Here is a 25,158-nt window from a genome sequence, read left to right on the forward strand (position 1 = left end):
GCGCGCGGCGGCCTCGGCGGCGGCGAGCGGGGCGACGGCGGCGGCCAGCTCGTCGGCGCGGTCCCCTCCGGTGGCGGCCGCGGCCGCGGCCTGCTCGGCGCGCACCGCGGCCAGCGCCACGTCGGCCGCGGCGCGGCGCTCGTCGGCCGCGCGGTGGGCGGCCAGGGCGGCGTCCTCGGCCGCGCGGTCGACATGGCCGTCGGCCTGGGGCGTGGGGTCGGGGTGGTCGGGCGAGCCGCACACGGCGCAGGGGCGGCCCGGGACCAGCCCCGCGGCCAGCTCGGCGGCGATGCCGCGCAGCCTGCGCTCCTTGAGGTCGAGCCAGTGGGCGGCGGCGTCGGCGGCCGACTCGCGGGCGCGCAGCAGGCGTTCCTCCGCTTCGGCGACGGCGGCGGCGAGCCGGTCGCGGTGGCGCGCGGCGGCCAGGCGCTCCCGGGCGCGGGCCAGCCTCTCGGCGGCGCGCTCGGCCTCGGCGGTGGCGCGCTCGGCGCGGGCGGCGCGCTCGGTCAGGCGCGCGTGCTCATCGGGCCAGGGCGCCAGGCGCCGCTCGGCGTCGGCGAGCAGCGCGTTGTCGGCGTCGGCCTCGGCGGCGAGCCGGTCGAGCTCTGCGGTGAGGTCGGCGGCGCGCTCCTCGGCGCGGCGGGCGGCGGCGAGGGCGCCGAGCCGTTCGCGCGTGGTGCGTTCGCGCTCGGCGAGGGCGGCGCCCGGGGCCTCGGCCAGCTCGGGCGGCAGCGGGGCGCGGGCGGCGCGCTCGGCGCGTGCCGCCTCGCGGTGCTCGGCCTCGGCGCTCTCGCGCAGCGCGAGGGCGGGGGCGACCGCGTCGGCGGCGCGGGCGCGGGCCAGCAGGGCGCGGGTCTCCTCGCGCTCGGGGGCGCGTCGCGCCAGGGCGTCGGCGCGGCTTCGGGCCTCGGCGTGGGCGCGCTGGAGCCTGGCGCGCTCGGCCGTCGCGTCGTGGTGCGCCTGGGCGGCGGCGTGCCCGTCCTCGGCGGCGCGCAGGGCGAGGGCGGCGATGTCGCAAAACTCCCGCGCGGCGCAACGGGCCTGCGCCGCCCACGCCAGCACCGCGTCCGCCAGGTGCGGGTCGCCGGGGGCCAGGTCGCCGGGGGCCGGGCCGCCCGGCGCCTCGGGCCACGCGCCGCGCGGCGCCGCCTGGTGGACGCGGTGGGCGGTGGCGAGCAGCCGCTCGTCGCCCGCACGCACGCGCTGCGCGGCGGCGGCGCGCAGCTCGGCCAGGTGCGCCTCCGCCGCGGCGAACCTGCGGGTGTCGAAGAGGCGCCCGAGCAGCTTGGCGCGGTCCTCCGCGCCCGCGCGCAGAAAGCGGGCGAAGTCGCCCTGGGGCAGCAGCACGACCTGGCAGAACTGGTCGCGGCTCATGCCGAGCAGGGCGCCGAGCTCCTCGGCGATCTCCTGGTGGCTGCCGCTGAGCGCGCGCCACTCGCCTGTGGCGTGGTCGCGCTCGCGCAGGGCGCTGCGGGCGCGGTCGCGGGTGGTGCCGGTGCCTCGGCGCTTGGGGCGCTCCTGCTCGGGGCGGCGGGTGATCTCGAGCCGCCGCCCGCCGACGGTCAGGTCGAGGACGACCTCGGTGGGGGTGCCGGGGTCCGCGTGGTCGCTGCGCAGCGAGACGGCGCCGCTCTGCCTGGCGCCGGGGACGGAGGCGTAGAGGGCGTAGCAGACGGCGTCGAGGATGGAGGTCTTGCCCGCGCCCGTGGGCCCGTGCAGGAGGAAGAGCCCGGCGGCGGAGAGCCGGTCGAAGTCCACGCGTTCGGTGGCGGCGAACGGTCCGAACGCCGTGAGCGTGAGCCGGTGGAGTCGCATCCCTTCACTCCTCCCGGGGGCGCGCGGCGTGCAGGGCGGCGCGCAGCGCGGCCCGCTCGCGCGGGTCGGGGCCCTGGCCGCCGCGGACGTGGGCGACGAAGTCCTCGGCGATCTGCTGGTCGGTGCGCTCGCTCAGCCGCCGGGCGTAGGTGGCGGGCGCGGTGGGCGGGCGGTCGGGCTCGAAGACCAGGCTGAGGATGTGCGGGAAGCGGGCGGCGAGGCGCGCCATGGGTTCGTCGGGGCGGGCGGGGTCGGTGAGGGTGGCCTCGACCCACGCCGACTCGTGCGGGGCGAGCGCGGGATCGGTCAGCAGGGTGTCGATGCGTCCCCTGAGGCGCGCCAGCGGGCGGGGCACGGGGCAGTCGACGCGCTCGGCCCGCACGGCGCCCGCCCCGTCGAGGTCGACCAGCCACGTGCTCTTGCGGTGCGCGGCCTCGGAGAACGAGAACGCGAGCGGCGAACCGGAGTACCGCACGCGGTCGGTGAGGGTCTGGCAGCCGTGCAGGTGGCCGAGCGCGGCGTAGTGCGCCCCCGCGAACGTCGCCACGGGCACGGCGGCGGCGCCCCCGACGGTGATGTCCCGTTCGCTGTCGGAGCCTTGGCCGCCGGTGACGAACGCGTGGGCCAGCGTGACGGCGCGCGTGCCCTTCGGCCGACCGGCCAGGTCGGCGCGCACGCGGTCCATCGCGGCGCCGACGACGGCGGCGTGCCCCGCGGTCTCGACGCCGAACTCGTCGCGCACCAGCGTCGGTTCGAGATAGGGCAGGCCGTAGACGGCGACATCGCCGTGGCGGTCGGACAGCAGCAGGGGCGCGCCGCACGCGGCCGGGTCGGTGCGCAGATGGATGCCCGCGCGCCCGATGAGCCCGGCGCCGACGCCGAGGCGGCGGGGCGAGTCGTGGTTCCCCGAGATCATCACCGTCGGCACGCCGAGCGCGGCCAGCCGGTGCAGCGCGTCGTCGAACAACTCCACGGCGGCCAGCGGTGGTACGGCCCGGTCGTAGACGTCCCCCGCGACCAGCACCGCGTCGACCGCCTCGGAGCGCGCCGTGTCGATCAGGTGGTCGAGAAAGGCGGCCTGCGCGTCGAGCAGACTGACCCGGTGCAGGGAACGGCCCAAGTGCCAGTCGGAGGTGTGCAGGAAGCGCACCCGAACCCACCCCTCTCAGCCGCTCGCGACGTTGTCGATCAACGACGGCCATCCTGCCACCGCCCTCTGACAACGCCCCCTCAGCCGGGTCCGAACGTCTCCCCGCCCAGCTCGAACCGCGCGCCACCCGCGGTGGCCCCGGCCAACCACGCGGTGAACGCCTCGACTTCGGCCTCGGGCAGCCCGATCTCGATGGTGACATCGGCGCCGTAGGCCACGTCCCGCACGGGCCGCCCGGTCGCGCGCAGGTCGTTCTCCAGGCGCCCCGCCCTCCCGTGGTCCACGGTGATCCTGGCCAGCCGCTGCCGCTCGCGGGCCACCGTGCCGAGCGCGTCCAACGCCTCCCCGACGGCGCCGCCGTAGGCGCGGATCAGGCCGCCCGCGCCCAGCTTGGTGCCGCCGAAGTAGCGGGTGACGACGGCGACGGCGTACCGGACGTCGCGGCGCAGCAGCATCTCCAGCATGGGCAGCCCCGCGGTGCCGCCGGGCTCGCCGTCGTCGCTGCTCTTGCGCACGGCCGCGTCGGCGCCGATGACATAGGCCCAGCAGTGGTGCGACGCGGTGGGGTGCTCGGCCCTGACCCCGGCGATGAAGCCGCGCGCCTCGTCCTCGGTGGCGGCGGGCGCCAGGGCGCACAGGAAGCGCGACCGGTTGACCTCGGTCTCGTGCACGCCCACGCGCGCCACCGTTCGATACCGACCACCACCCATCGGGCCAGACTAAGCGGTCGGTGCCCTTCGGGAATGACCGGGCGGGAACGCTCGTTGACCGGGCATGTATGGAGACGACAAGACGGTCGACAAGATCCTCACCGAGCTGGGCGACACATGGGCGGTGGTGGGCCTCTCATCCAACGCCACCCGCCCGGCCTTCGGCGTCGCGGCGCGCCTCCAGGCGTTCGGCAAGCGGATCGTTCCGGTGCACCCCAAGGCGGAGGCGGTCCACGGCGAACGCGGCTACGCGAAGCTGGCCGACATCCCGTTCCCGGTCGACGTGGTCGACGTCTTCGTGCACAGCGCATGGGCGGGCGCGATCGCCGACGAGGCCGTGGCGATCGGCGCGAAGGCGGTCTGGTTCCAGCTGGACGTGATAGACGAGGCGGCCTACGCCCGCACGCGGGCGGCGGGCCTGGCGATGGTGATGAACCGCTGCCCGGCGATTGAACTTAATTCCCCACGCTACCTGTGACCTGGGACGATGCGGAAGGCTCAAGGGGGCACGCCCAGGGGCCGCCCGGTCGCTTGTTCATCGTGTCGAGCGTCGGCCAGGGAGGACCGTCGTGCAGCGCGCGCAGGAGTTCTTCCCCGAACAGCCTCCCGTTCGGGAACGCGTCGCCACGCTCCCAACGCCACGCCGCGACCATCGCGAGGACGAGCTGTCGGCACTCGTCGAGCAGCCCTTGGTCGACGTTCGGGTAGTGCTCGCAGACCGCGTCGGGAACATGGGCGAGGTCGAACTCGACGGGGCCGCGGCAGCACGTCTCAAGGCCGCAAAGAAGGCGCTGATCCCGTGACCGCCCCCCAGCGGCTGGCCGATGACGTCGCGGACCTGACGGCCACCGTCCACGGCCTGGCCGCCCAGCGACCACCCGCCTCACCGAGTCCGTCAACGGCCAGCCCCCGGCGGCGCGCGGCGTGCTCGCCCGGCACGGGGAGGAGGACGGCGGGTCATGTGGCGGGGAGGGCACGGGAGTTGCCGAGCCCTCCGGCCCCTGACCGGCAGCGGGTGAGCGCCGCACGGGCGCAGGCGTCGGCCTCGCGCAGGACCGCCGAGTCCGTCCGGGCCACCGGCGCGACGATGGTGAAGATCCGCAGCGACTCCACCGGCAGGCCCACCGCGAACAGCCGTCGGTGCGGCGAGCCGTCGGCCCGCACCACCGCGCCCGTCGCGGCGGCCACGTCGAGCCCGGGGCGCGCCAGGCCGCCCACCCGGTGCGGCCGCGCCTCACCCCGCGCGCACAGCGCGTCGAGCGGCGTGCCGGTGCCGCCGCCCAGGCCCGGCGGCGGCAGATGCGCCTCGACCACGGCGTCCACCGCCACCCGGGAGCCGGGCACCGCGTCCGACCAGACCGCCGCGCGGCCATCCGCCGTCTCCACGCGCATGCCCGGGGGCAGCAGGCGGACCACGTCGGCCCGCAGCAGCGCGAGCAGCTGGCGGACCCGGAACGCGGGCGGCACCCCGCACACGGCCCCGGCGAGCCGCAGGAACGGCAGCAGGTCGGCGTCGTAGGAGCGCGCGGTCAGCCGCCCGTCGCCCGCCGCCGCGGGCAGCAGGGGCCGCACCGCGCCGTAGCACGCGAGCGCCGCCTTCAGCGGGCTGTCGGGGCCACGTTCCGCCTCCCGCAGATCGTCCGTCAGGTAGCGCGTCGCCCAGGCCCGGTAAGCGGCCAGGCTCCGCACGTCGGGCACCGGGCGTTCGGCCGCGGCCAGGTCGAGCCGGTCCGCCGCCCTGGGCACCGCCCGGGCCACGGCGTCGCGCAGCGCGCCCTGGTCCGGCGCGTCCGGAGCGGCCAGCTGGCCGAGCAGCGCGCCCCGGTCCTCGGCGAACGCGCCGGGCGAGACGCGGGCCAGCGTCGTGTAGTAGGCGAGGGCCGCGTCGCGGCGCAGCGCAGGGAGCACGGCGGCGCTGAGGTCCGCTTCGGCGGGGGGCAGGGCGGCGATCGCCCGGCGGGTGTGGGGGAGGCCGGGACCGGCCCAAGGGCCGCGCAGCTCCGGCTGGGCGCGGAACGGCAGGCCGCGCCGCGAGCCCGCGTACACGAGCGGCTCGCCGCCCCCGCGCCGGTACACCAGGCCCCCGGCGCCATCCGCGGTGAACGAGCCGCCGCGGCCCTGGGTGAGCAGGATCAGGGTGTCGAAGAAGCTCATGCCGAGCCCCTTCAGCGCGATCGGCGCGCCGGGCGCGATCCGGTCGAGGTCCTGGTCGACGGGGCTGTCCGCGGGCACAAGGCGACCCGTTCCCGCGCGGCCCGCCCCGCCACGTCCGGACGTGCCGAGGTGCCAGCCCAGGGCCAGGATCACCGCGTCGGCCGGGAGCGCGGTGCCGTCGTCGAGCAGCACCCGCGCGCGTTCGGCGCCGCGCGCCGCGCGCACATCCACCACGCGCCGCGCGTGGTGGGCAACGCGCACCCCCGGGGGCAGCCGGGCGATCACATCCGCGAGCGCCCAGGCCAGATAGCGGCCGAACAGCGCGCGGGACGCGAAGTCCCAAGGGCGCAGCCCCGCCGCCTCGGGCGCGGCGGTCCCGAGGCAGCCGGGATCCAGCCGGTCGGCGACCTCGGCCAGCGCGGAACGCCGGGGCTCGGGCAGGGGGGCACCCGCGGCGAGTCGGGCCCACTCGTAGAGCGTCGGCGCCGGGGGGTCGGCGGGTCCGCACACCGTCGACTCGGGGCCCGTGAACACCGTTGTGGCGTCGGCCCTGGTGTTCATCACCAGGTGGGGCGACTGGTCGGTCCGCCAGATCCGTCCGGGGCCTGGCCGGTGCGGGTCCACCAGGTCCACCGTGAGCCCTTGCGCCGCGCTCGCAGGGGCGCCGCCCACCGGGTCGAGCAGGGCACGCAGCCGGTCAAGCAGGATGGTGCCCCGCACCCCGGCGCCGACCACGCACAGTCGCCGGTCGTCGCCCCCGGGCTCGTCGACGTCCACGGGCGCCTCCCTCTCCCTCTCCGAACGGGTCGGTAACGGGGTCAGTAACCGCCACGTATTTCACGCAGACGTTACAAGCGCGTTTTCAACGGGCGCTCTTAAAGGCTCGACCAGGGATATAAGGTGTGCCTTCCATCGCCGTGGATCACGGAATTGCCGCCGCGTATCACCAGCTCAACGCGGGTTCTGAAGCGCCTCCTTTCCTACCGGGAAGAAAAACGACCTACCAGGGGCGCCCGGCTTTCTGCAAATCTCTTGCCACTCTCCTCATCGCTCGGAGAGTTCACGCACCGGCAGAAGGAGTTTCCCGCTCATGACCCGCATGACCGGACGCACCGCCCTTGTCACCGGGGCATCGCAGGGCATCGGCGCGGCCATCGCCCGGCGCCTCGCGGCCGAGGGCGCCACCGTCGCCCTGACCTACGCGCACGACGCGTCGGGGCCGCTGGCCGCCGAGGTGTGCGCCGCGATCGAGGCCGAGGGCGGCAAGGCCGTCACGCTGCGTTTCGACGCGGAGAGCGACGAGCAGGTCCGCACCCTCATACCGAACGCCGTCGCCGCGCTCGGCCGTCTCGACGTCCTGGTCAACAACGCGGGCGTGGGCATCTACCGGCCCGTCGACGAGATCACCGACGAGGACGTCGCCAGGACGCTGCTGATCAACACCGCGGTGCCCTACCGGCTGGCCCGCGACGCGGCGGCCGTCATGGGGGAGGGCGGCCGCGTCATCTCGATCGGCAGCACCGTCGCCACCCGCGTGCCCAGGCGGACCTCTTCGGTGTACGCGATGAGCAAGGCCGCCCTGATCGGCATGACCAAGGGCATGGCGCGCGACCTCGCCGATCGCGGGATCACCGTCAACCTGGTCAGCCCTGGACCGACCCGCACCCGGTTCACGCCGCCCCCCGAATCGCCCGCGGCCGAGGCGATGATGCGGCTCAACGCGCTGCCCAGGTTCGCCGACCCGTCCGAGATCGCCGGGCTCGTCGCCTATGTCGCCTCGCCCGAGTCGGGCTATGTCACCGGCGCCAACCTCTGCGTGGACGGCGGCTACACGGTCTGATGAGCGACGACGCCACGCGCACGCGACGGATGGCCGACCCGCGCCCCGGTGGGGACGGCGAGCTGGCCCTGCGGGTGCGCCACGAACTCGCCGCCTACGCCTACCCCGCCGCGCCCTGGACCCGCGGCCCCGACGGCGTCCTCGACGTGCTGATCGTCGGCGCGGGCCAGGCGGGACTCGCCACCGCGCTGCGGCTGGCGCGGGAGTCGGTGCGCGACGTGCTGGTGCTCGACGCGGCGCCCGCGGGGCGCGAGGGGCCGTGGTCCACCTGGGCCAGGATGCCCACCCTGCGCACCCCCAAGGAGCTGTACGGCACCGAGGCCGGGATCCAGGCCGCGTCGTTCCGCGTCTGGTACGACCACCGGCACGGCGTCGGCGCGTTCGACCGGCTCCATCTGATACCCCGCCTCGCGTGGATGGACTACCTGTGCTGGCTGCGCGACGCGGCGGGCCTCGACGTGCGCAACGAGACCCGCGTGACCGCGGCCGAGCCGGACGGCGCGCACTGGCGCGTCACCGTCGATGGCCCCGGCGGCACCGAGGCGCTTCGCACCCGCAAGATCGTCGCCTGCACCGGCATGGCGGGCGCGGGCGGGCCGCGGATGCCCGCGTTCCTCGCGCCGCTGCGCCCCGATCGCGCCGCGCACAGCTCGGACGCCGTCGACTTCGCCGCGCTCGCGGGGCGCACCGTCGCGGTCATCGGCCTCGGCGCCTCCGCGTTCGACAACGCCGCCACCGCGCTCGAACACGGCGCGCGCCGCGTCGTCCAGCTGGGCCGCCGGGCCGAGCTGCCGACCAGGAACGCGTTCCGCCAACTGGAGCGCAAGGGGCTGTTCCGCGCCTTCCACACGCTGCCCGACCACATCAAACTCGCCTTCGCGCGCGCCGAGTTCGCCCTGCCGACCCCGCCGACGGGCCCGTCGCTCGAACGCTGCCGCGCGCACGAGGGATACGAGCTGCGGCTCGGCACCGACGTCACGGGCGCCGCCGCCGACGGCTCCGGGGTGCGGCTGCGCACCGGGCCTGGCACGCCCGATGTCGACGCCGACTTCGTCATCGCGGCCACCGGCTTCCAGGTGGACCTCGGCGCCGTCGACTGGCTCGCCCCGTTCGCCGGGCACATCCTGCGCTGGAGCGATGTGCTGCCCACCGCCGAGCGAGGCGCCGGGCCCGACCGCCTCGACCGCCCCGACCGTCTCGACCGGCTCGACCGGCTGATCGGAGCGCACCCCAAGCTCGGGCCCGGCATGGCCTGTCGGCCGCGCACCGCCGAGGCGCCCGCCGCCCTGCGCAACCTCCACCTCTTCAACCTGGCCGCGCACGTCGACCACGGCATCGCCTGCATCGGCCTCAACGGCCTGCCCCAGTCCGCGGACAACGTCACCCAAGCGGTCTGCGCCGACCTCCTGGCGGAGGACGCGCCCCGGCTGCTCGCCGGGTTCCGCGCCTTCGCCGACGGCGCGAGCGCCGCAGGCCCCCACCAGGAGGACGCCCGATGAACACGGCACTTCCGCTGCGCCCCACGCCCCGTTTCGACCCGGCGCCGTTCGAGGCGCTGACCGTCGCGGACCTCACGGCGCGGCGCAGCGACAAGTGGACCCGTTTCCCCGGCCACATCGGCGCGGGCATCGCCGAGATGGACTTCGGCACCGCCCCCGCCGTCGAGGACGCCGTCACCGAGGCCGTCAGGTCCGGGCTGCTCGGCTACCTGCCGCGCTGGCTGTCCGGCGACCTCGCCCGCGCCACCGCCGAGTGGCACCTGCGCCGCTACGGCTGGCCCGTCGACCCGGCGCACATACGGCCGATGCCCGACGTGCTGGAGATCCTGACCGTCGTCCTCAGCCAGTTCCACGACCGAAGCGCGCCGGTCGCCGTGCTCACACCCGCCTATATGCCGTTTCTCGCCATCCCCCGCCTGATGGGCCTGGCCACCGTCGAGGTGCCGATGCGCGAGGAGCACACCGGCTGGTCGGTCGACGAGGCCGCGCTCGACCGAGCGCTCGCCGCCGGGGCCCGCACCCTCATCCTCTGCAACCCGCACAACCCGCTCGGCAAGGCATACACCGCCGCCGAACTGGCCCGCGTCGCCGCCCTCGCGAACCGGCACGGCGCCCGCGTCTTCTCCGACGAGATCCACGCCCCCATCACCTTCGCCCCGAGCCGCCACGTCCCCTACGCCTCGGTGCCGGGAGCCGCGGAGCACAGCATCACCGCGGTCTCCGCCACCAAGGCGTTCAACATGCCCGGGCTCAAGTGCGCCCAGGTGATCATCCCCGACCCGGCCACCCGCGACCGCTGGGCCGAGGTCGCGCACTGGAACGAGCACAAGACCTCGACGCTCGGCGCGCTCGCCACCGTCGCCGCCTACGACCGGGGCGAGGACTGGCTCACCGACGTCCTCGCATACCTCCGCCGCAACCTCACCCTCCTCGACGAGCTCCTGCGCCACCACGCCCCCGGCGTGCGGATGCACGTCCCCGCCGCCACCTACATCGCCTGGCTCGACTGCCGCCCGCTGCTCGCCGGGACCGGGCCGATCGCGTTGGACCGGCACTTCGGCGCGTTCGGCGTCGACCTCGTCACCGGCACCGAGTGCGGCGCGGCCGGTGCCGGATTCGTCAGGTTCAACTGCGCGATGCCCCGCCCGGTCCTCGAGCAGTCGGCCGAGCGCGTCGCCGAGGCCGTCGCCGCGCTCCATCAGCCGCAGCACGATCCGGGCCGTCCCTTCCACCCGCTCGACGCCGCGGGGGGCGACCCGCCGTGACCGGGGCCAGGCCCGCCAGCCCTCGGCCCTCAGCCCTCAGCCCTCAGCCCGCTCAGGGAGGAACCATGTATCCGGAACTCGACCCGAAGCTGCTGATCACCTTTCGCGCGGTCGCCATCAAGGGGTCCCTGTCCGCCGCCGCGCGTGACCTGGGCTGGACCCAGCCCGCGCTCGGCCAGCAGATGCGGCGCCTCGAACGCTCCCTCGGCACCCGACTGCTGGACCGCAGCTCCAGGGGCGTGCGGCTGACCAGGGCGGGCGAGGTGCTGCTCAAGCACGCCGACGCCGTCGTCGGGCGGCTCAGCCTCGCCGCCTACGACGTGCGCGCCGTGCTGCGGGAGCGCGACGAGGTCGTCAGGCTGGCCTCGTTCCCCTCCGCGTGCGCCGCGCTCGTCGCGCCCGTCATCGTCGACCTCTCCCGCTCAGCCGACGGCGCCGAGATCCGGCTCACCCAGAAGGAGCCGCCCGAGGCCACCCGCGCCGTGCTGCGCGGCGAGGCGGACGCCGCGCTCGTCTTCCACTACGACGACGTGCCCGAGCCGGACCCGGACCCCGGCATGGACCGCATCAGCCTGGGCCATGACGACCTGCTCGCCCTCGTCGCGGTCGGCCATCCGCTGACCGCGGCGCCCGCCATCCGCCTCGAACAGCTCGACGCGGCCACCTGGATCAGCGGCTGCCCCCGCTGCCGCGCCCACCTGCTCACCGCCACCGCCAAGCGCGGCTTCCGCCCCGACATCCGGCACGCCACCGACGACTACATGGTGGTGCAGCAACTCGTCGCCTCGGGCGTCGGCGTCTCCCTCGTGCCGCGGCTCGCGCTGCGCGCCTACCAGCACCCCGGCGTCGCCGCACTGCCCGTCGACGCGCTGCCGCCGCGGCGCCTCTCCCTCCTGGTCCCGCACGCCAGCCAGCACCCCTTCGTCCACCGACTCGCCGACGCGCTGCGCGACGTGCTGGTGAACGCGCCCGCCGCGGCGCCGACTCCCGCCGCCCTGCGCCCCGTTCCCGCCTCCCCCGCGGACGCGCTGCCCGTCAGGAGGCCCGCGTGAGCGCCCCGAGCGTCGCCGTCGTCGGCGGCGGAGCCATCGGCTCCATGGCCGCCTGGCAGCTCGCCACCCGGGGCTTCGCCGTCACCGTCTACGAGCGCTACTGGCCGGGCCACAACGAGGGCGCGGGCGGCGGCGGCACGCGGATGTTCCGCCGCGTCTACGCCGAGGGCCCCGCCTACGGCCCGCTGCTCGACGCCTCATGGCGCCTGTGGCGCCGACTCGAACGCGCCACCAACACCGACCTGCTGCACCGCACCGGAGGGCTTGCCATCGGCCCGGCCCACCACCCCGTGCTCGCCGGTGGCATCGACGACGCCGAACGGCGCGGCATCCCCTACGAACTGCTGGACGCCGACGCGCTCACCGACCGCTACCCGCAGCACACCCCGCTCGACGGCGAGATCGCGCTGTTCGACCCCGAGGCCGGGGTGCTCCGCTCCAATCTGGCCATCCGCGCCGCCCTCGACGCGGCCGTCGCCCACGGCGCCGAGCTGCGCACCGGCACCACCGTGCACGGCGTCGCCGACGCCCCCGGCGGCCGGGTCGAGGTCGCCACCGACACCGGCGCCGAACGCCACGACCACGCCGTCGTCGCGGGCGGCCCGTGGGCCCGCGCGCTGCTGCCCACCCTCCCGCTCAAGACCCGGGCCATCTTCCACACCTGGCACTTCGTCGATGACCGCCAGTTGCTGCGCCCCGAACGCTTCCCCATCACGCTGCGCCGCAGCGGCCCCGACCTGTCCTACGGCGCGATGTCCGCCCTCGACGGCACCCGCGTCAAGCTCGCCCCGCACGCGGACTATCCACGGGAGGTCGAGGACGTCGACACCATGCGGCGGCATGTGCGCACCGACTGGCAACGGCGTTCCACCGCGCTCGTCCACGCGCTGCTGCCCGGCGTCAGCCCCGACCCGGTCGAGTCGCAGATCTACCCCGAGTCGTTCACGCCCGACGGCCACGCCGCGGTCGGCGCGCTGGACGCCGACGCCCGGGTCGTCGTGCTCGCGGGGTTCTCGGGGCACGGCTTCAAGCTCGCGCCCGGCTTCGGTCGCGCCGCCGCCGATCTCGTCGCCACCGGCGCGAGCGCGCTGCTGCCGCCCGAGGTCGCGCTCGACCGCGACTTCCGCGCCCAGGTCTCCATCCGCGACCTGGTGCTCGACTCCGACCCCGCTTGACCCCGCCCCGCCCGAACCCGACCCGCCACACCGAGGAGAACCGCCGTGCACCACCACCTCAGACGGGCCCCCGCGCTCACCGCCGCCGTCGCCGCAGCCCTCGCCCTCAGCTCCTGCGCGGGGGGCGCCGACGACCCGGACACCGGCGAATCCCCCGCTCCCGCTCCCGCCGCCGACGCCGCGCTCGCCTCGCTCGTCCCCGACGACCTGCGCGGCACAACGCTCAGCGCGGTCATCGGCGACTCCAACCCCCCGCTGTACAGCCGCACCGAGTCGGGCGACCTGACGGGCATCACCTATGACCTCGGGATCGCCGCGGCCGAGCTGCTCGGCGTCGAACTCGACGTGCAGGCCAACTCGTTCGAGTCCTCCATACCCGGCCTCCAGTCCGGCACCTACGACGTCAGCCTGTGGGGCACCGACATCACCGAGGAGCGCATGCGGGTCATCGACCAGGTGCCGGTCGGCCGCATCGGCTACACGTTCCTCACCCCCGAATCGGCCGAGCCGCTGGCCGACTCCATGGACGCGATCTGCGGCCTCACCGTCGCGGCCATCGCGGGGCAGACCACCATCGGGCTGCTCGACGAGCAGTCCGCGGCCTGCGAGGCCGCGGGCGCCGGGTCCGTCACCGTCTCCACCTTCGACGACCAGGCGTCCGCCGGGCTCGCCGTCAAGTCGGGGCGCGCCGACGCCGCCACCGTCAACAGCGTCTCCGGCATCCACATCGCCGCCCAGGACACCGAGCTCGCCCTCAGCGGGCCGACGTTCAACGAGCACCTGACCGGCATCGCCACCCCGCGCGGCTCGGGGCTCGGCGAGGCGTTCGCCGCCGCCCTCCAGCAGCTCGTCGACGACGGGGACTACGAGGAGATCATCAGCTCCTACGACGCCGACACCTTCCTCATCGACGAGATCGCCGTCAACCCGCCGACCGACGGCTGACCGCCACCCCGCGAACACCGCGCAGAGACGGAGGCCGAGCCGATGAACGCGACGCACCGCACCCCGACCACCACGAAGACCCCGACCACCCCGACCAGCACGACCAGCACGACCAGCGCCAGCGCCACGAAGACCCGCACCGCGCCCATCAGCCCCGAGGACTTCGCCCAGGCCGTCGCGGCCGAGCGCGCCGCGGGGGTGGTCCCCGTCCGCCACACCGGGCGCGTCGCGCTGGGCGCGCTCGCCGCCCTGGCCACCGCCCTCGCGACCGCGTCGGTGGCCCGCAACCCGTCGTTCCAGTGGGGCACCGTGGGCGACTACCTGTTCAGCTCCCGCATCATCGACGGGCTGATCCTGACCATCTGGCTCACCGCGCTCTCGGTGGCCCTGTCCTTTCTCATCGGCACCGTCCTCGCCGTGATGAGGCTGTCGGCCAATCCCGTGCTCCAGGCGATCTCCTGGGCCTACACGTGGTTCTTCCGCTCGGTGCCCCTGCTGGTCCAGCTGCTGTTCTGGTTCAACATCGGCTACCTGTACCCGCGGCTGAGCCTCGGCATCCCGTTCGGCCCGGCGTGGTTCTCGTTCGAGACCTCCGAGCTGATCAGCAGCGCCGCGGTCGCCGTCATCGGCCTGACCATCCACGAGTCGGCCTACGCCGCCGAGATCATCCGCGGCGGCATCCTGTCCGTGGACCGCGGCCAGCTCGAAGCCGCCGAGGCCCTGGGCATGCACCCGCGCCGCGTGCTTGGCCGGATCGTCCTGCCCCAAGCCATGCGCGTCATCCTGCCACCCGCAGGCAGCCTCCTCATCAGCACCCTCAAGTCCACCTCGATGGTCAGCGTCATCGCCGTCACCGACCTGCTCTACGCGGCCCAGCTGATCTACAACCAGAACTTCCTCGTCATCCCGCTGCTCATGGTCGCCACCGTCTGGTACCTGGTCATGACCAGCCTTCTGTCGATCGCGCAGCACTTCGTCGAGAAGCGGTACGCGCGCGGCTTCGCGCGGACATCCGGCCGCGGACCGGCGCCCGTCCCGAAGCCCGACTCCCTGTGAAGCCGCCCGTTCCCCAGCGAAGGAGCCCGTCATGGCAGCCGACGTCGTCCGCGAGCACCGGACCGCGCCACCGCCCGCCGAGGCGGCCTGTGCGGCGGGTGCCGCCGCAGGAGGCATCCTCATCCGCTCGCTCACCAAGAGCTTCGGCGGCGGCCCCCGCGTGCTCGACGGCATCGATCTCACCGTCGAACGCGGCCAGCTGATCTGCCTCGTCGGCCCGTCGGGCTCGGGCAAGAGCACGCTGCTGCGCTGCGTGAACCTGCTGGAGTCGCCCGACTCGGGGATGGTCTGGGTCAGCGGCATGCTGATGGGCCGCCACTTCGACGGCCGCACGGTCCGCGCCCTGCGGCCGTCCGAGTACCGGCGGCAGCAGTCGAGGATCGGCATGATCTTCCAGCAGTTCAACCTCTTCCCGCACCTGACCGTGCGGGAGAACATCATCGAGGCGCCGGTCTCGGTCCGCGGCGTCCCGCGCGCCGACGCGATCGCCCGCGCCGACGAGCTGGTGGCCCGCGTCGGCCTAGCGGGCCGCGAACGGGCCTACCCGCGCGAGCTGTCGGGCGGCCAGCAGCAGCGCATCGCCATCGCCCGCGCCCTGGCGATGGACCCCGATGTGCTGCTGTGCGACGAGCCGACCAGCGCGCTCGACCCCGAGCTCGTCGGCGAGGTGCTGAACGTCCTGCGCGACCTGGCCGCGAGCGGCATGACCATGGTCGTGGTCACCCACGAGATGGCGTTCGCCCGTGAGGTCGCCGACCGCGTGGTCTTCATGGCCGAGGGCCGGATCGTCGAAGAGGGCACCCCCGATGAGATGTTCTCCCGCCCCCGCGAGGAGCGGACCCGCACCTTCCTGCGCCGGGTCCTGTGACCCGGCGCACCCCTCACCCTGGAGCGACCATGCGCCACACCCGCCCCCGCAGCGCCCTCCCCCTCGCGGCCCTCGCTGCCGCCGCACTGACCCTGTCCGCCTGCGGGGCGGACGACGCCCCCGAGCCCGCGGCCGACGCGGACACCCGCGAGGGCGAGCTGGCCGGTCAACGGTTCACCGTGGCCGTCCAGAGCGCCTGGCCACCCATCGGCTTCCTCGACGAGGACGGCGAACTCACCGGCGTCGCCCTCGACGTGGCCGCCGAGCTGTCCGAACGCCTCGGCATCGAGTTCGCGTTCGAGAAGCCCGCGTTCGCCGACATGATCCCCGGCGTGCAGTCGGGCAGGTACGACTTCGGCCTGTGGGGGGCCGATGTCACCGCGGAGCGCCTGGAGATCGTCGACCAGCTCTCCTGGATGGTCAGCGGCTACTACCTCCAGGCCCCCGACGGCACCGACCACCGGGCGGGGGATGACCTGTCCGGCATCTGCGGCCTCGACGTCGCGCTGGTGAACGGCCAGACCACCGAGCCCGCGCTCCGCGCCGCGTCCGAGGAGTGCGCCGCGAACGGCGATCCTGAGATCGGCATTCTGACCTTCCCCGACCAGCCCACCGCCGAACTGGCCGTCGAGAGCGGCAGGGCCGACCTGGCCACCGTCGGCTCACAGAGCTACGCCTACGCCTCCGAGCAGGAGCCCGGCGCCTGGCGGCTGGCGAGCGACATGATCGAGCCGCACCACAACGGCATGGTCTTCACCCGGGGCGACCCCGTCGCCCCGGTGATCGCCGACGCGCTCAACGCCATGATCGCCGACGGCACCTACGCCGCCATCCTCGAGCGGTGGAACGTCACCGACTCCGCCGTGGATGAGGCCATCCTCAACCCCGAGCTCCCCTGAGACGCCCGCCCTCGGTGGCGCCCCGGCAGGGTCGGCCCCGCCCTGGCCGGCGGGGGGCCCGCCCGTCGGCGCGTACGATGGCCCTCGTGTCAGCGCTGCGTTCCCCGGTCGTCACGCCCGTCAGGGCGCGCACGGGATGGGCGCTGCTGACGCTGGCCGTTCTCCTCGGCCTGGTCGCCATGCACGGGCTCGCGCCCGGCACCGCGGCGCCGTTCACGGGGTCGGCGGCCGGCCACGGGGCGACGGCTTCGGCCCCGGCCATGGGCGTTCAGGCCGACGGCGAGCACGCGCACCCGGGGCCGGGCGGCCACGCGGAGCACGCCGACGCACAGTGCGCCGCGGGCGGCGTGGGCGGCGCCCCAGCGCTCGGCGCCCCGCAGCACGCCGCGCCGTCGTCCCCCGTCGTATGCCCCACGCCCACGCGCGTGCTCGTCGACCCGCGCGGCGGGGGACGCGCCCCTCCCTCGTTGAGCGCCCTGCAACTCCTGCGCATATAGGCGCGCCAGCGGCGCGGCCAGCCAACGGCCGCGACCGCCGTCAGGCACGTCCGTATCCACCTTCACGCAGGAAGTCGCACGACCATGAGCACCAAGCGTTTCCACCGATCTCCCCTGCGCCTGGCCGCCGTCGCGGCGAGCGCCACGGCCGCGGCGCTGCTGCTGACCGGCTGCGGGGGCGACGACGGCGACCAGGGCCACGGGGAGCACGGCCAGGACCGCCCCACGCCCGACGCCGCGAGCTCGGCTCCGGCCTCGAACGGCGAGCACAACGCGGCGGACGTCGCGTTCGCACAGGGCATGATCCCGCACCACCGACAGGCCGTCGACATGGCCGAACTCGCCCCCGAACAGGGCGCGTCCGACGAGGTCCTGGCGCTCGCCGAGCGGATCAGGGCCGCGCAGGACCCGGAGATCGAGACCCTGTCGGGCTGGCTCGCCGCATGGGGCGAGCAGGTCCCCGGCGAGGGCATGGACCACACGGGCCACGACATGGGCGGGATGATGTCGGCCCAGGAGATGGCGGAGCTTGAGAACGCCTCGGGCGCCGCCTTCGACGCCGCGTTCCTCGAGATGATGGTCGAACACCACGAGGGCGCGGTCGAGATGGCCACCGACGAGCTGGCCGACGGCTCCTACCCGCCCGCGCTCGACTTGGCCGAGGACATCGTCGCCTCCCAGTCCGCGGAGATCGAGGAGATGAACGGCATGCTCGGCGCGCGCTGACACCCCGGGCGGCGGTCGCCGGGCTCCTCCCCCGGCGGCCGCCGACGCCCGAAAGGCCCGGGACCTCAGGCCCGGCCGCGAGGACCGGGGCTATGTCCGCGTCGCCAGGGCCGTCGACGGCCCTGACCTCAGGGCCGGGCTCGCCACGGCGGCTCGGAGCGACGCCCCCTGGGCCCGGCGCCACACCGGGTATGTGCTCCGGCTCCTCGACCACCCCGAGCTGCCCAACACGCGTCATGTCCGGCGCGCCTGGACGACCGCCCACGGGTGGGGGGAAGGCGGCGGGAACGAGGGCGGGCAGGGGCACGGAAGGGAACCGGCCTGAGCGCCCCTCCGTCAGAGGGGCATGCGTATCTGGAACCCACGAGCGGAATGGGGCAGTTGGGGCACGCGGCTGCTGCCGGTGATCCTCGTCGCGGGGGTCGTGGGCTGCGGCGCGGACACGGCGGCGGAACGGGAGCCGGGGCCCGAGCCCAGCCGGGGGCCCGACCTCGGCCCCTGCCCGCCCGAGCCCGGCGCCCAGCAGGACCTCTTGGCGCGCCAGTGCGCCGTGGCGGCCGCGTGGGAGGGGTCGGACGAGGCGCGGCGTTGGGCGGAGGAGTTCCATCCGCTCGATCCCGTCATCCAGCTGCCCGAGGGCGGGCTGCGCGACGACTCCGACGCGTTGGCATTCGAGAACGGCAGCGTCAGGGCGTTGACGTCCCTGCCCGACGAGGCGGCGGAGGGCTCGATCCGGTGGGAGGACGGGGAGTCGGGGCCCGTGCCCCTGATGTCGGCCGCCGATGCCTTCGGCGAGATGGACAGCGGGATCGCCGACAGCTCCCCCGGCTTCCACGCGCTGGAGGTGACCGGCGTGGAGCGTGGCGAGATGCGGCTGCGCACGAGCAGGGGACCGGCCCAGGCCCCCGCCTGGCTGTTCACGCTCGACGGCTACGACACCCCGCTGCGGCACGCGGCCGTCGCCCTCCCCGAGCCACCGGCCGCCCCCGTCGGCCCGGTGGAGGACGGCGAAGGGGGCGGCGGCGAGGGCGAGTTGAGGGGGTTGGACGCGCTGGTGCCGACCGGCGAGGACGGCCGTGACGTCAGCGTCATGTGGCTGAAGGGCTCCTGCGACGGCCGGGACCTCGACGTGCTGGAGACGGACGCGAGCGTCGTCATCGCCGCGTCGGTCGACGCCGCGCCGCCGGACGTGGTGTGCACCGCCGAGGTGCGCCCCGTGTGGCAGACGGTCGAGCTCGAACGCCCCCTGGGGGAACGGGCGCCGCTCGACGCGTACACGGGCGAGGTGCTCCAGCCCGCGCACCCGGCCCTCGAGTAGCCGCGCGCCACGCAGGGAGCGGGGGCGGGCTCCCCGGGGTCACCAGGAGCCGCCGCCCCCGCCGCCGTCTCCGCCGCCGACCTCGCCACCGCCGCCGCCTCCGCCGCTGTCACCGCCCGACCCGTAACCCGACGAGGCGTCCGACGATGACCCCGAGCCACCGGACGACGGCGCGGTGGCGGCGGACGCGGCCGCCAGCGGAAGGTACAGGGCGAGGTGGGGCCGCACGGTGTCATCCCCGGGTATGGACGCCCCCGTTCCCGTCCCCGTTCGCGTCCGCGCCGCGTCGGCCGCGGCCGTCCATGTCTCGGCCTCGCCCAGGGCCACCGCCCACGCGGTGACGATCCCGGCGTCGTCGTGCGCCTCGCCGCCGCGCTCCGCGCGTCCCGCGAGGTGACGCCGATATCCCTCCGCCTGGCACCACAGGTCCGAGCCACGCGCGGTGAGTGACGGCAGCTCCCAGGCCCGCACGAGCACCGCGAGCCCGGCACCCGCCAGCGCGGCGCCGACGGCGAGCGGCGCCCGCCAGGCCGCCCCCACGACCGCCACATCCGTCGCCGCGATCCCCACCGCGGCCACTCCCGCGACCGCGGCCACCGCGCCGACCCACCGGGCGAACCGGCGCCGCCGCCCCCGCGGCTCCCACAGCCCCTCGCCCCCCGCGCGCCGCCACTCGTCGAGCCGTCGGCCGAGCAGCTTCCAGGCCGTGGCGAACGCCCTGTTGTACTGGCCGAGCGGGACGCGCGGCTTGCGGGCGAACACGGCCCCAAGCACCTCCGCCGTCAACGGGTCGCCCGCGCCGCCCGCGGGAGGCCCCGAAGCCTGGTGGAGCACGGGCCTCCTGTCGCCGCTGATGGTCAGGTGCCCCTTCGCCGCCGCGGTCAGCAGCCATGCCGCCAGGTGCTCTTGGCGCACCCGGTCGGTGAGCAGGATGCCTGCGTGCGCGGGAGCGAGGCCTGCGGGCGGCTCGCCCCGTGGCGTGACCGAGGCGCCCAGGCGGCGTATGTCCACCCGCCGGACCCGGCCTTTCGCCTCCTGGACCCGCTCCCGCCCGGCCCACCGCACCAACTCCGCGGCCAGGGCCGCCGCGACGAGGGCGATCGCGGTCGCCCACAGCCACCCCGTCGTCGCGCCGCCCCCTGCCTCTGCGGCGGGCGCCCGCCCGCCGGGCGCCTCCGGCAGCGCCGCGCCGCCGCCGTCCTCGTCTCCGACCCGGGCCGCCAGCGTCAGCCCCTCGTGGGCGTCGAGCCCTTCGACGGCGACGTCCAACTGCCCCGGCACGGGCTGCCGCACCCCGGCGCAGCCCTCACGGGAGCCGGACGCCCCCGCCACGCAGCTCGGATCCTCCAGGGCGAACGGGGCGGCCAGGTGCGCGTCGACATCCCCGATGGGCACGTCCCACCGCGTGCCCACGGCGTCCCAGGCCAGCCACTCCTCGTCGCCTCGGCGCGGCAGGGTGTACTCGATCCGGTACCGGTGGACCCCCGTCACCGTCGCGTCCGGGTCGCCTATCACGATGCGCGCGTCAAGACCTCCCTCGACGCGGTGCGGCACCGGCTCGCCGTCCGCCGTCACGGCCACGTCGCGGACGTCTCCCGCCTCGGTCCCCGGCACATCACGGTAGATGCCGTGCCGTTGCTCGCCGTCGAAGTCGTAGTCGATCACCTCGGTGATCCGGGCCGTCCCGTCGTCGCCCATCTCGGCGCCGATCCACATCCGGGCGATCCGCTCCCCCGGCTCCCCGAGCACCGCGCCGAGCAGCCCGACCAGGCCCACCGCCACCGCGCCCACGAGCAGCAGCACGGCATCCCGCCGCCTGCGCCACCGCACTGACGTGCCCCTCACGCCCAACCCCCGTATCCGCGCCTCGCCGTACGCCGAAAGGGTATCGGCCGGGTCTGACACGGCACGGGGCGCGCACCCCGGGCGCGCACGCCGCCCGGGGTCTCCGCGACGATGGGAGCCGTGACACCCGAACCCACCCGAGCGATCCGGGGCGAGCATGGCTGAGGCACCCCGCGCCGACGGCAGGACAGCGGGCGGCACGCGCCGTCGCGACCCCGAGCGGCGCGAGCGCATCGTCGGGGCGTGCCTCGACGTGATCGCCGAGTCCGGGGTCGCGGGCACCTCGCACCGCAAGGTGGCCGCGGCGGCCGACGTTCCCCTTGGATCGATGACCTACCACTTCTCCGGCATGGACGAGCTGCTGCACGAGGCGTTCACGCGCTTCTCCCGTTCGGCCATCGAGCGGTTCGAGCGGCGCATGTCCGCGGCCGCGGACATCGACGCGGCCAAGCGCGCGCTCGTCGCGCTCATCACCGACGACGTCTTCCACACGCAGCGCGACCTCGTCCTGACCCACGAGCTCTACACGCTCGCCGCCCGCGAACCGGCGTTCCGGGGGCTCACCAACGCCTGGATGGCCCGTAGCCGCGCCGCCCTCGAGCGCCACTTCGACCCGCCCACCGCGCGCCTGCTCGACGCGCTCATCGAGGGCCTGACCATCCACCGCGCCCTCGACACCGAGCCCCAGGACCCGGCCCTTGTCACCGCCGCCGTCGAACGGCTCACCTCGGGCCCCGCGCCCGGACGGTGACGAGCTGGTGTGCCGCCTGTGGTGGTCGGTGTGCCGCGGGTGATCCGGGCCCGGGCCGGAGTCGCCCTGGTCCTCGCGCAGGTGACGCGCGCCTCGGGCGCGGCGCACCCGGTCATGGCCCTGCCGGGCGCCGACGCCGGGGCGATGGGCGGCGCGGGGACCGTGCCGTGTCCTCATGTCCCCCCCGCGGCGGCGGCACTTCACACCCCACCGGGTGGGGCGGGCGGCTGCGCGTGCGGGCATGGATGAGTTTCGCCGACGGCCGCGGTCTGCCCCTCGACAGGAGCCGACGCCGGTGTCGGCGTCGGCGCGGGTGCAAAGAGAGTGGGACGCGGACATGGCAGTGGGAATCTTCGCGGGAGTTCCGGTGCGCGACTACGCGAGCGCGCTGGAGTGGTACAAGCGGCTGCTCGGCTCCGAGCCCGCCTTCCACCCCAACGACATCGAGGCGGTGTGGCGGCTGGCGGCTGACCGTTATGTGTACATCGTCGAGGACGCCGGGCGCGCCGGTGGCGCGGTCTGCGTGATCTGGCGGGACGACCCCGCCGCCGAGGTCGAGCGGATCGCCGCTCGCGGGCCGCGCCCCGTGGACGTGGAGAAGCACGGGAGCGTGTGGAAGTGGATCTACCGCGACGCCGACGGCAACGAGTTCGGGCTCGGCGGCGAGGTCGCGCCGCCCGGATGACCGGCGACGCGGTGTCAAGCGAGTGGCCACGCGGGGACAAGGCCACGCGCGGGCGGCGTGCCACGATCGTTCCGGTGCGGTCACGCGATCGGTCCTGGGGAGGGCCGGTGACGCATCGCAGTCATCGGATCAGGAAGTGGATCCAGGAGCCCGAAGGGAAGCGGAACATGCGAGGACGGAAGGGGCGGACGTTCGCCCGCGGCATCATCTGGGACCACCACCCGGGAACACCGGGCCCCGACAACCGCCTGGAGCGGCGCGGCAATCGCGCCTGAGCCGCCCTCAGCCCCGTGGCGGACCGATGGCGCGGTGCCGGTAGTCCCGGGGCGGTGCGCCATAGGCGGCGCGAAAGGCCCGGGTGAACGTGGCGTGGTCCCTGAACCCGCTGCGGGCCGCGATCCGGTGGACGGGCACGGCCCGCAGCGCGGGGTCGGCGAGGTCGCGCCTGGCGCGTTCGAGGCGCAGGCCGCGGATCCAGGCCGAGACCGTGGTGTCATGGGCCCGGAAGACGCGGTGCAGATGGCTCAGTGAGATGTGGTGGGCGGCCGCGACGACGGCCGGCGTCAACTGCGGGTCGTGCAGGTGCCGTTGGACGAACGCCTGGATGCGCGCGAAGAGCGCGCCCTGCCGGGAGTCCGGCGGCACCGCGCCCCCTGGCCCGGCGTGGTGGGCGAGCGCCGCGGTCAGCAGGTCGAGGGCGACGGTGCCGAGCCGGGGGACATCGGCGGGACGGTAGGCGTCGGCGCCCGTGGTCAGCCCGGCGATGAACTGCGTGAACAGCGCCCCCACGCCCTCCTCCCCCGGCAGGCGCACCGCGAGCAGCCGGTCGGCCTCGCCCTCGGGCAGCGGGAGCAGCGCCCTGGGCACATGGGCGCGGACCAGCGTGGCGGTGTCCCGGTCCGCGCCGATGCGGATGCGGAAGGGGCGCGAGCTGTCGTAGAGCGCGAAGTCGCGCCCGCCGAGCACGGCTTCGCGGTCCGCCTGGGCGACCGCGACCTCGCCGCGCAGGGGGAACACGACCGAGTACAGCTCGGGGTCGGACTCCCGGATCAGCCGCGGCGTGCGCCACACGTCGGCGGTCGAGCACGTCAGCTCGACGACGTTGACCGCTCCGAGCTCGAGCTCACGCGCCGTGGCAAGGAACTCGCCCGGGCTCTCCGACCCGATGCGCATCGCGTGGGGACTCGTCGCCTGCAACGCGTCGAAGGCGGCCAACCGCTCGGCCCGCGGCAGGTCTTCGCCGCGGAACACCGTTCTGATCACTATGCGCCCCCGGCGTTCACGTGGTCCTCGCCCTGCCCTTCGACGATACCCAAGTCGCCGCCGCGACAGGGCGGATGCCGATGGACAGCCCAGGGTGCACAGCCCGTATTGAACAGTCTGGGGTGTCGATCTACCGTGGGAGCATGAACGACCACGCCCCTGACATCTCCAGGACGGCGGCTAGGGCGGCGGGCGACGTTTGGGTGGTGTTCACCCGGCTCCGCCGCAGGATCAACGCCCTCGACGAGGCGAAGGGCCTCTCATCGGCGCAGGCTTCGGTGCTGATGCGGCTCGACAAGGCGGGCCCGGCATCGGCGAGCGACCTGGCCGCCGTCGAACGGGTCCGCCCGCAGTCGATGGCCAGGACCGTCGCCGCCCTCGAGGACGCCGGGCTCGTCGAACGCCGCCCCGACCCCGACGACGGGCGCCGCCAGCTGATCGAGCTGACCCGCACAGGCCGCGAGCGACGCCTCGACGACCGGCGGGCGCGCGAGGCATGGCTGGCGCGCAGCCTCCAGGAGCACGGCACGCGGGAGCAGCTTCAGGCCGTCATCGACGCCATGGAGCTGCTCGACGCCGTGGCGCAGTCGTGAGCCGCGCCACGGCGGCGCGGGGCCGCAGGCGGCCCGCGCGCGCCACGTCGTTCGACCCGTTACCCATCCCCGCCCCATGAGAGAGGCACCTTCATGGCCGTCACCGCCCTCGACCCGAAGACCGCCCTGGTCGCCATCGACCTCCAGAACAGCGTCCTGGCCGCGTCGGGCGCCCCGCACACCACCGCCGACGTCCTGGCCCGCACGGTGCGCCTCGCCGACGCGTTCCGCGGCCGCGGCCTGCCCGTGGTGCTGGTCCGCCTCACCTTCGCCCCCGACGGCGGCGACGCCGTGCCGGGCCGCACCGACCTCCCCCGCCACGCCGCGACCAGGCCAGAGGGCTGGGACCGGATCGTGGACGCGCTCGCCGGGCACCCCGGGGACATCGTCGTCACCAAGCGGAACTGGTCGGCGTTCCACGGCACCGACCTCGAACTCCAGCTGCGCCGCCGGGGGATCACCCAGATCGTCCTGACGGGCGCCGCGACCACCATGGGCGTGGAGTCCACCGCCCGCACCGCCCACGAGCACGGCTACCACGTCACGGTGGCCACGGACGCGGTGACCGACCTGGACGCCGAAGCGCACCACAGCAGCCTCGCCAAGGTCTTCCCCCGCATCGCCGAGACCGGCACCACCGAGGAAATCCTCGACCTGCTGGCCAAGACGCACGCCTGACCCGCGACCGCGCCCCTACCCCCTTGCGGAGGGCTCGCCGTTGCGGGTCGTGAAGCGGCGGCGGGCCTCCTCGATCTCGTCGAGGTGGCGGCGGGTCCAGGCGCACATGCCGTTGACCGTGTCGCGCAGCGCCTCGCCCGCCACGCGGACGGGGCGGGCGTCGAGTACGTCGAGTCGACCCCGGAGCTGGTGCGCGAGATCATCGGCCGTTGAGCCGCGCGGAGGGCGCGGCGTCAGCGGGCCAGCAGCGCGCGCAGCGCCTCGGCGACGGTGGCCGGGGCCTCCTCCGCCATGAAGGGGCCGCGGCCCTGGCCCGCCCCTGACCCGGCCCTGACGCCCGCGCCCCGCGGGGCGGGCCCAGCGCCCCGGACGAG

24 protein-coding genes and 1 pseudogene are annotated in these 25,158 nt (G+C 75.3%); 17 read left to right on the plus strand and 8 right to left on the minus strand.

What is annotated here, in order from left to right:
• The 3 genes from DEH69_RS03395 to DEH69_RS03405 form a co-directional block, all read right to left on the minus strand.
• Window positions 1-1,815: AAA family ATPase (locus DEH69_RS03395; RefSeq protein WP_147255358.1), on the minus strand; the 1,815-nt coding region annotated here is incomplete at its 3' end.
• Window positions 1,816-1,819: 4 nt separating this feature from the next.
• A complete protein-coding gene (locus DEH69_RS03400; RefSeq protein WP_113685371.1) occupies window positions 1,820-2,965 on the minus strand; it encodes an exonuclease SbcCD subunit D in 1,146 nt (381 codons plus the stop codon).
• Window positions 2,966-3,045: 80 nt separating this feature from the next.
• Window positions 3,046-3,675, minus strand: a complete 630-nt coding sequence (locus DEH69_RS03405; protein ID WP_113685372.1) for a YigZ family protein — start codon at window positions 3,673-3,675, stop codon at window positions 3,046-3,048.
• Between the two features lie 64 nt (window positions 3,676-3,739).
• On the opposite strand from DEH69_RS03405, the gene DEH69_RS03410 reads away from it, so the two are divergent.
• The gene (locus DEH69_RS03410) at window positions 3,740-4,153 is read left to right on the plus strand and encodes a CoA-binding protein (protein ID WP_113685373.1); all 414 of its coding nucleotides are present in this window, start codon (window positions 3,740-3,742) and stop codon (window positions 4,151-4,153) included.
• On the opposite strand, the pseudogene DEH69_RS32330 reads toward DEH69_RS03410, so the two are convergent.
• Together DEH69_RS32330 and DEH69_RS03420 are read right to left on the minus strand one after the other, a co-directional pair.
• Window positions 4,131-4,451: pseudogene (locus DEH69_RS32330) on the minus strand (hypothetical protein); the annotation flags it as partial. The gene DEH69_RS03410 and the pseudogene DEH69_RS32330 overlap by 23 nt on opposite strands.
• 181 nt (window positions 4,452-4,632) lie before the next feature.
• Window positions 4,633-6,606 (minus strand): FAD/NAD(P)-binding domain-containing protein, encoded by a 1,974-nt coding sequence (locus tag DEH69_RS03420; RefSeq protein ID WP_181727237.1) that lies wholly within the window; start codon window positions 6,604-6,606, stop codon window positions 4,633-4,635.
• A 313-nt stretch (window positions 6,607-6,919) separates the two neighbouring features.
• On the opposite strand from DEH69_RS03420, the gene DEH69_RS03425 reads away from it, so the two are divergent.
• From DEH69_RS03425 to DEH69_RS03480, 12 genes are all read left to right on the plus strand, one after another.
• Window positions 6,920-7,669: an SDR family NAD(P)-dependent oxidoreductase gene (locus tag DEH69_RS03425; RefSeq protein WP_113685375.1), complete on the plus strand. Its 750-nt coding sequence runs from the start codon at window positions 6,920-6,922 to the stop codon at window positions 7,667-7,669.
• A complete protein-coding gene (locus DEH69_RS03430) occupies window positions 7,669-9,168 on the plus strand; it encodes an NAD(P)-binding domain-containing protein (protein ID WP_113685376.1) in 1,500 nt (499 codons plus the stop codon). Before DEH69_RS03425 ends, DEH69_RS03430 begins: the two co-directional genes overlap by 1 nt.
• Complete coding sequence (locus DEH69_RS03435) at window positions 9,165-10,433, plus strand: MalY/PatB family protein (RefSeq protein WP_113685377.1); 1,269 nt, start codon at window positions 9,165-9,167, stop codon at window positions 10,431-10,433. Before DEH69_RS03430 ends, DEH69_RS03435 begins: the two co-directional genes overlap by 4 nt.
• A 65-nt stretch (window positions 10,434-10,498) precedes the next feature.
• Window positions 10,499-11,485: a LysR family transcriptional regulator gene (locus DEH69_RS03440; RefSeq protein ID WP_113685378.1), complete on the plus strand. Its 987-nt coding sequence runs from the start codon at window positions 10,499-10,501 to the stop codon at window positions 11,483-11,485.
• Complete coding sequence (locus DEH69_RS03445; RefSeq protein WP_113685379.1) at window positions 11,482-12,660, plus strand: FAD-dependent oxidoreductase; 1,179 nt, start codon at window positions 11,482-11,484, stop codon at window positions 12,658-12,660. The genes DEH69_RS03440 and DEH69_RS03445 overlap by 4 nt, the downstream gene beginning before the upstream one ends.
• 45 nt (window positions 12,661-12,705) lie before the next feature.
• Window positions 12,706-13,605 (plus strand): transporter substrate-binding domain-containing protein, encoded by a 900-nt coding sequence (locus DEH69_RS03450; protein WP_113685380.1) that lies wholly within the window; start codon window positions 12,706-12,708, stop codon window positions 13,603-13,605.
• Window positions 13,606-13,647: 42 nt separating this feature from the next.
• The gene (locus tag DEH69_RS03455; RefSeq protein WP_113685381.1) at window positions 13,648-14,661 is read left to right on the plus strand and encodes an amino acid ABC transporter permease; all 1,014 of its coding nucleotides are present in this window, start codon (window positions 13,648-13,650) and stop codon (window positions 14,659-14,661) included.
• A gap of 31 nt (window positions 14,662-14,692) precedes the next feature.
• Window positions 14,693-15,529 (plus strand): amino acid ABC transporter ATP-binding protein, encoded by an 837-nt coding sequence (locus DEH69_RS03460; RefSeq protein ID WP_113685382.1) that lies wholly within the window; start codon window positions 14,693-14,695, stop codon window positions 15,527-15,529.
• Between the two features lie 29 nt (window positions 15,530-15,558).
• A complete protein-coding gene (locus DEH69_RS03465) occupies window positions 15,559-16,428 on the plus strand; it encodes a transporter substrate-binding domain-containing protein (RefSeq protein WP_113685383.1) in 870 nt (289 codons plus the stop codon).
• A gap of 86 nt (window positions 16,429-16,514) precedes the next feature.
• Complete coding sequence (locus DEH69_RS03470; protein WP_258534404.1) at window positions 16,515-16,925, plus strand: DUF6153 family protein; 411 nt, start codon at window positions 16,515-16,517, stop codon at window positions 16,923-16,925.
• 84 nt (window positions 16,926-17,009) lie between these two features.
• Window positions 17,010-17,651, plus strand: coding sequence for a DUF305 domain-containing protein (locus DEH69_RS03475; protein ID WP_113685384.1), 642 nt, complete (start codon window positions 17,010-17,012; stop codon window positions 17,649-17,651).
• Between the two features lie 346 nt (window positions 17,652-17,997).
• Window positions 17,998-18,969, plus strand: a complete 972-nt coding sequence (locus DEH69_RS03480; protein ID WP_147255369.1) for a hypothetical protein — start codon at window positions 17,998-18,000, stop codon at window positions 18,967-18,969.
• A gap of 39 nt (window positions 18,970-19,008) precedes the next feature.
• Here DEH69_RS03480 and DEH69_RS03485 read toward each other — a convergent pair whose 3' ends face one another.
• Window positions 19,009-20,814, minus strand: a complete 1,806-nt coding sequence (locus tag DEH69_RS03485) for a DUF2207 domain-containing protein (RefSeq protein ID WP_181727239.1) — start codon at window positions 20,812-20,814, stop codon at window positions 19,009-19,011.
• 157 nt (window positions 20,815-20,971) lie between these two features.
• Between DEH69_RS03485 and DEH69_RS03490 the strand changes: the two genes are divergently transcribed.
• Window positions 20,972-21,565: a TetR/AcrR family transcriptional regulator gene (locus DEH69_RS03490; protein ID WP_113685416.1), complete on the plus strand. Its 594-nt coding sequence runs from the start codon at window positions 20,972-20,974 to the stop codon at window positions 21,563-21,565.
• A gap of 337 nt (window positions 21,566-21,902) precedes the next feature.
• Window positions 21,903-22,250, plus strand: coding sequence for a VOC family protein (locus DEH69_RS03495; RefSeq protein ID WP_113685417.1), 348 nt, complete (start codon window positions 21,903-21,905; stop codon window positions 22,248-22,250).
• Between the two features lie 282 nt (window positions 22,251-22,532).
• Here the strand turns inward: DEH69_RS03495 and DEH69_RS03500 are convergent, their stop codons facing one another.
• Window positions 22,533-23,513 (minus strand): helix-turn-helix domain-containing protein, encoded by a 981-nt coding sequence (locus tag DEH69_RS03500; RefSeq protein ID WP_113685387.1) that lies wholly within the window; start codon window positions 23,511-23,513, stop codon window positions 22,533-22,535.
• Window positions 23,514-23,656: 143 nt separating this feature from the next.
• On the opposite strand from DEH69_RS03500, the gene DEH69_RS03505 reads away from it, so the two are divergent.
• Window positions 23,657-24,106, plus strand: a complete 450-nt coding sequence (locus DEH69_RS03505) for a MarR family winged helix-turn-helix transcriptional regulator (protein WP_113685418.1) — start codon at window positions 23,657-23,659, stop codon at window positions 24,104-24,106.
• Between the two features lie 93 nt (window positions 24,107-24,199).
• Window positions 24,200-24,784: a hydrolase gene (locus tag DEH69_RS03510; RefSeq protein ID WP_113685388.1), complete on the plus strand. Its 585-nt coding sequence runs from the start codon at window positions 24,200-24,202 to the stop codon at window positions 24,782-24,784.
• Window positions 24,785-24,799: 15 nt separating this feature from the next.
• Here the strand turns inward: DEH69_RS03510 and DEH69_RS31935 are convergent, their stop codons facing one another.
• Window positions 24,800-24,928, minus strand: coding sequence for a hypothetical protein (locus tag DEH69_RS31935; RefSeq protein WP_309302753.1), 129 nt, complete (start codon window positions 24,926-24,928; stop codon window positions 24,800-24,802).
• Between the last annotated feature and the right edge of the window lie 230 nt (window positions 24,929-25,158).

The organism is Streptomyces sp. PT12 (assembly GCF_003311645.1).
Lineage (GTDB): Bacteria > Actinomycetota > Actinomycetes > Streptomycetales > Streptomycetaceae > Streptomyces.

Coding starts and splice junctions, on each gene's coding strand:
- DEH69_RS03405 (WP_113685372.1), bottom strand. CDS start 3,675: ATGGGTGGTGGTCGGTATCGAACGGTGGCGCGCGTGGGCGTGCACGAG.
- DEH69_RS03410 (WP_113685373.1), top strand. CDS start 3,740: ATGTATGGAGACGACAAGACGGTCGACAAGATCCTCACCGAGCTGGGC.
- DEH69_RS03425 (WP_113685375.1), top strand. CDS start 6,920: ATGACCCGCATGACCGGACGCACCGCCCTTGTCACCGGGGCATCGCAG.
- DEH69_RS03430 (WP_113685376.1), top strand. CDS start 7,669: ATGAGCGACGACGCCACGCGCACGCGACGGATGGCCGACCCGCGCCCC.
- DEH69_RS03435 (WP_113685377.1), top strand. CDS start 9,165: ATGAACACGGCACTTCCGCTGCGCCCCACGCCCCGTTTCGACCCGGCG.
- DEH69_RS03440 (WP_113685378.1), top strand. CDS start 10,499: ATGTATCCGGAACTCGACCCGAAGCTGCTGATCACCTTTCGCGCGGTC.
- DEH69_RS03455 (WP_113685381.1), top strand. CDS start 13,648: ATGAACGCGACGCACCGCACCCCGACCACCACGAAGACCCCGACCACC.
- DEH69_RS03460 (WP_113685382.1), top strand. CDS start 14,693: ATGGCAGCCGACGTCGTCCGCGAGCACCGGACCGCGCCACCGCCCGCC.
- DEH69_RS03465 (WP_113685383.1), top strand. CDS start 15,559: ATGCGCCACACCCGCCCCCGCAGCGCCCTCCCCCTCGCGGCCCTCGCT.
- DEH69_RS03475 (WP_113685384.1), top strand. CDS start 17,010: ATGAGCACCAAGCGTTTCCACCGATCTCCCCTGCGCCTGGCCGCCGTC.
- DEH69_RS03480 (WP_147255369.1), top strand. CDS start 17,998: ATGCGTATCTGGAACCCACGAGCGGAATGGGGCAGTTGGGGCACGCGG.
- DEH69_RS03490 (WP_113685416.1), top strand. CDS start 20,972: ATGGCTGAGGCACCCCGCGCCGACGGCAGGACAGCGGGCGGCACGCGC.
- DEH69_RS03495 (WP_113685417.1), top strand. CDS start 21,903: ATGGCAGTGGGAATCTTCGCGGGAGTTCCGGTGCGCGACTACGCGAGC.
- DEH69_RS03505 (WP_113685418.1), top strand. CDS start 23,657: ATGAACGACCACGCCCCTGACATCTCCAGGACGGCGGCTAGGGCGGCG.
- DEH69_RS03510 (WP_113685388.1), top strand. CDS start 24,200: ATGGCCGTCACCGCCCTCGACCCGAAGACCGCCCTGGTCGCCATCGAC.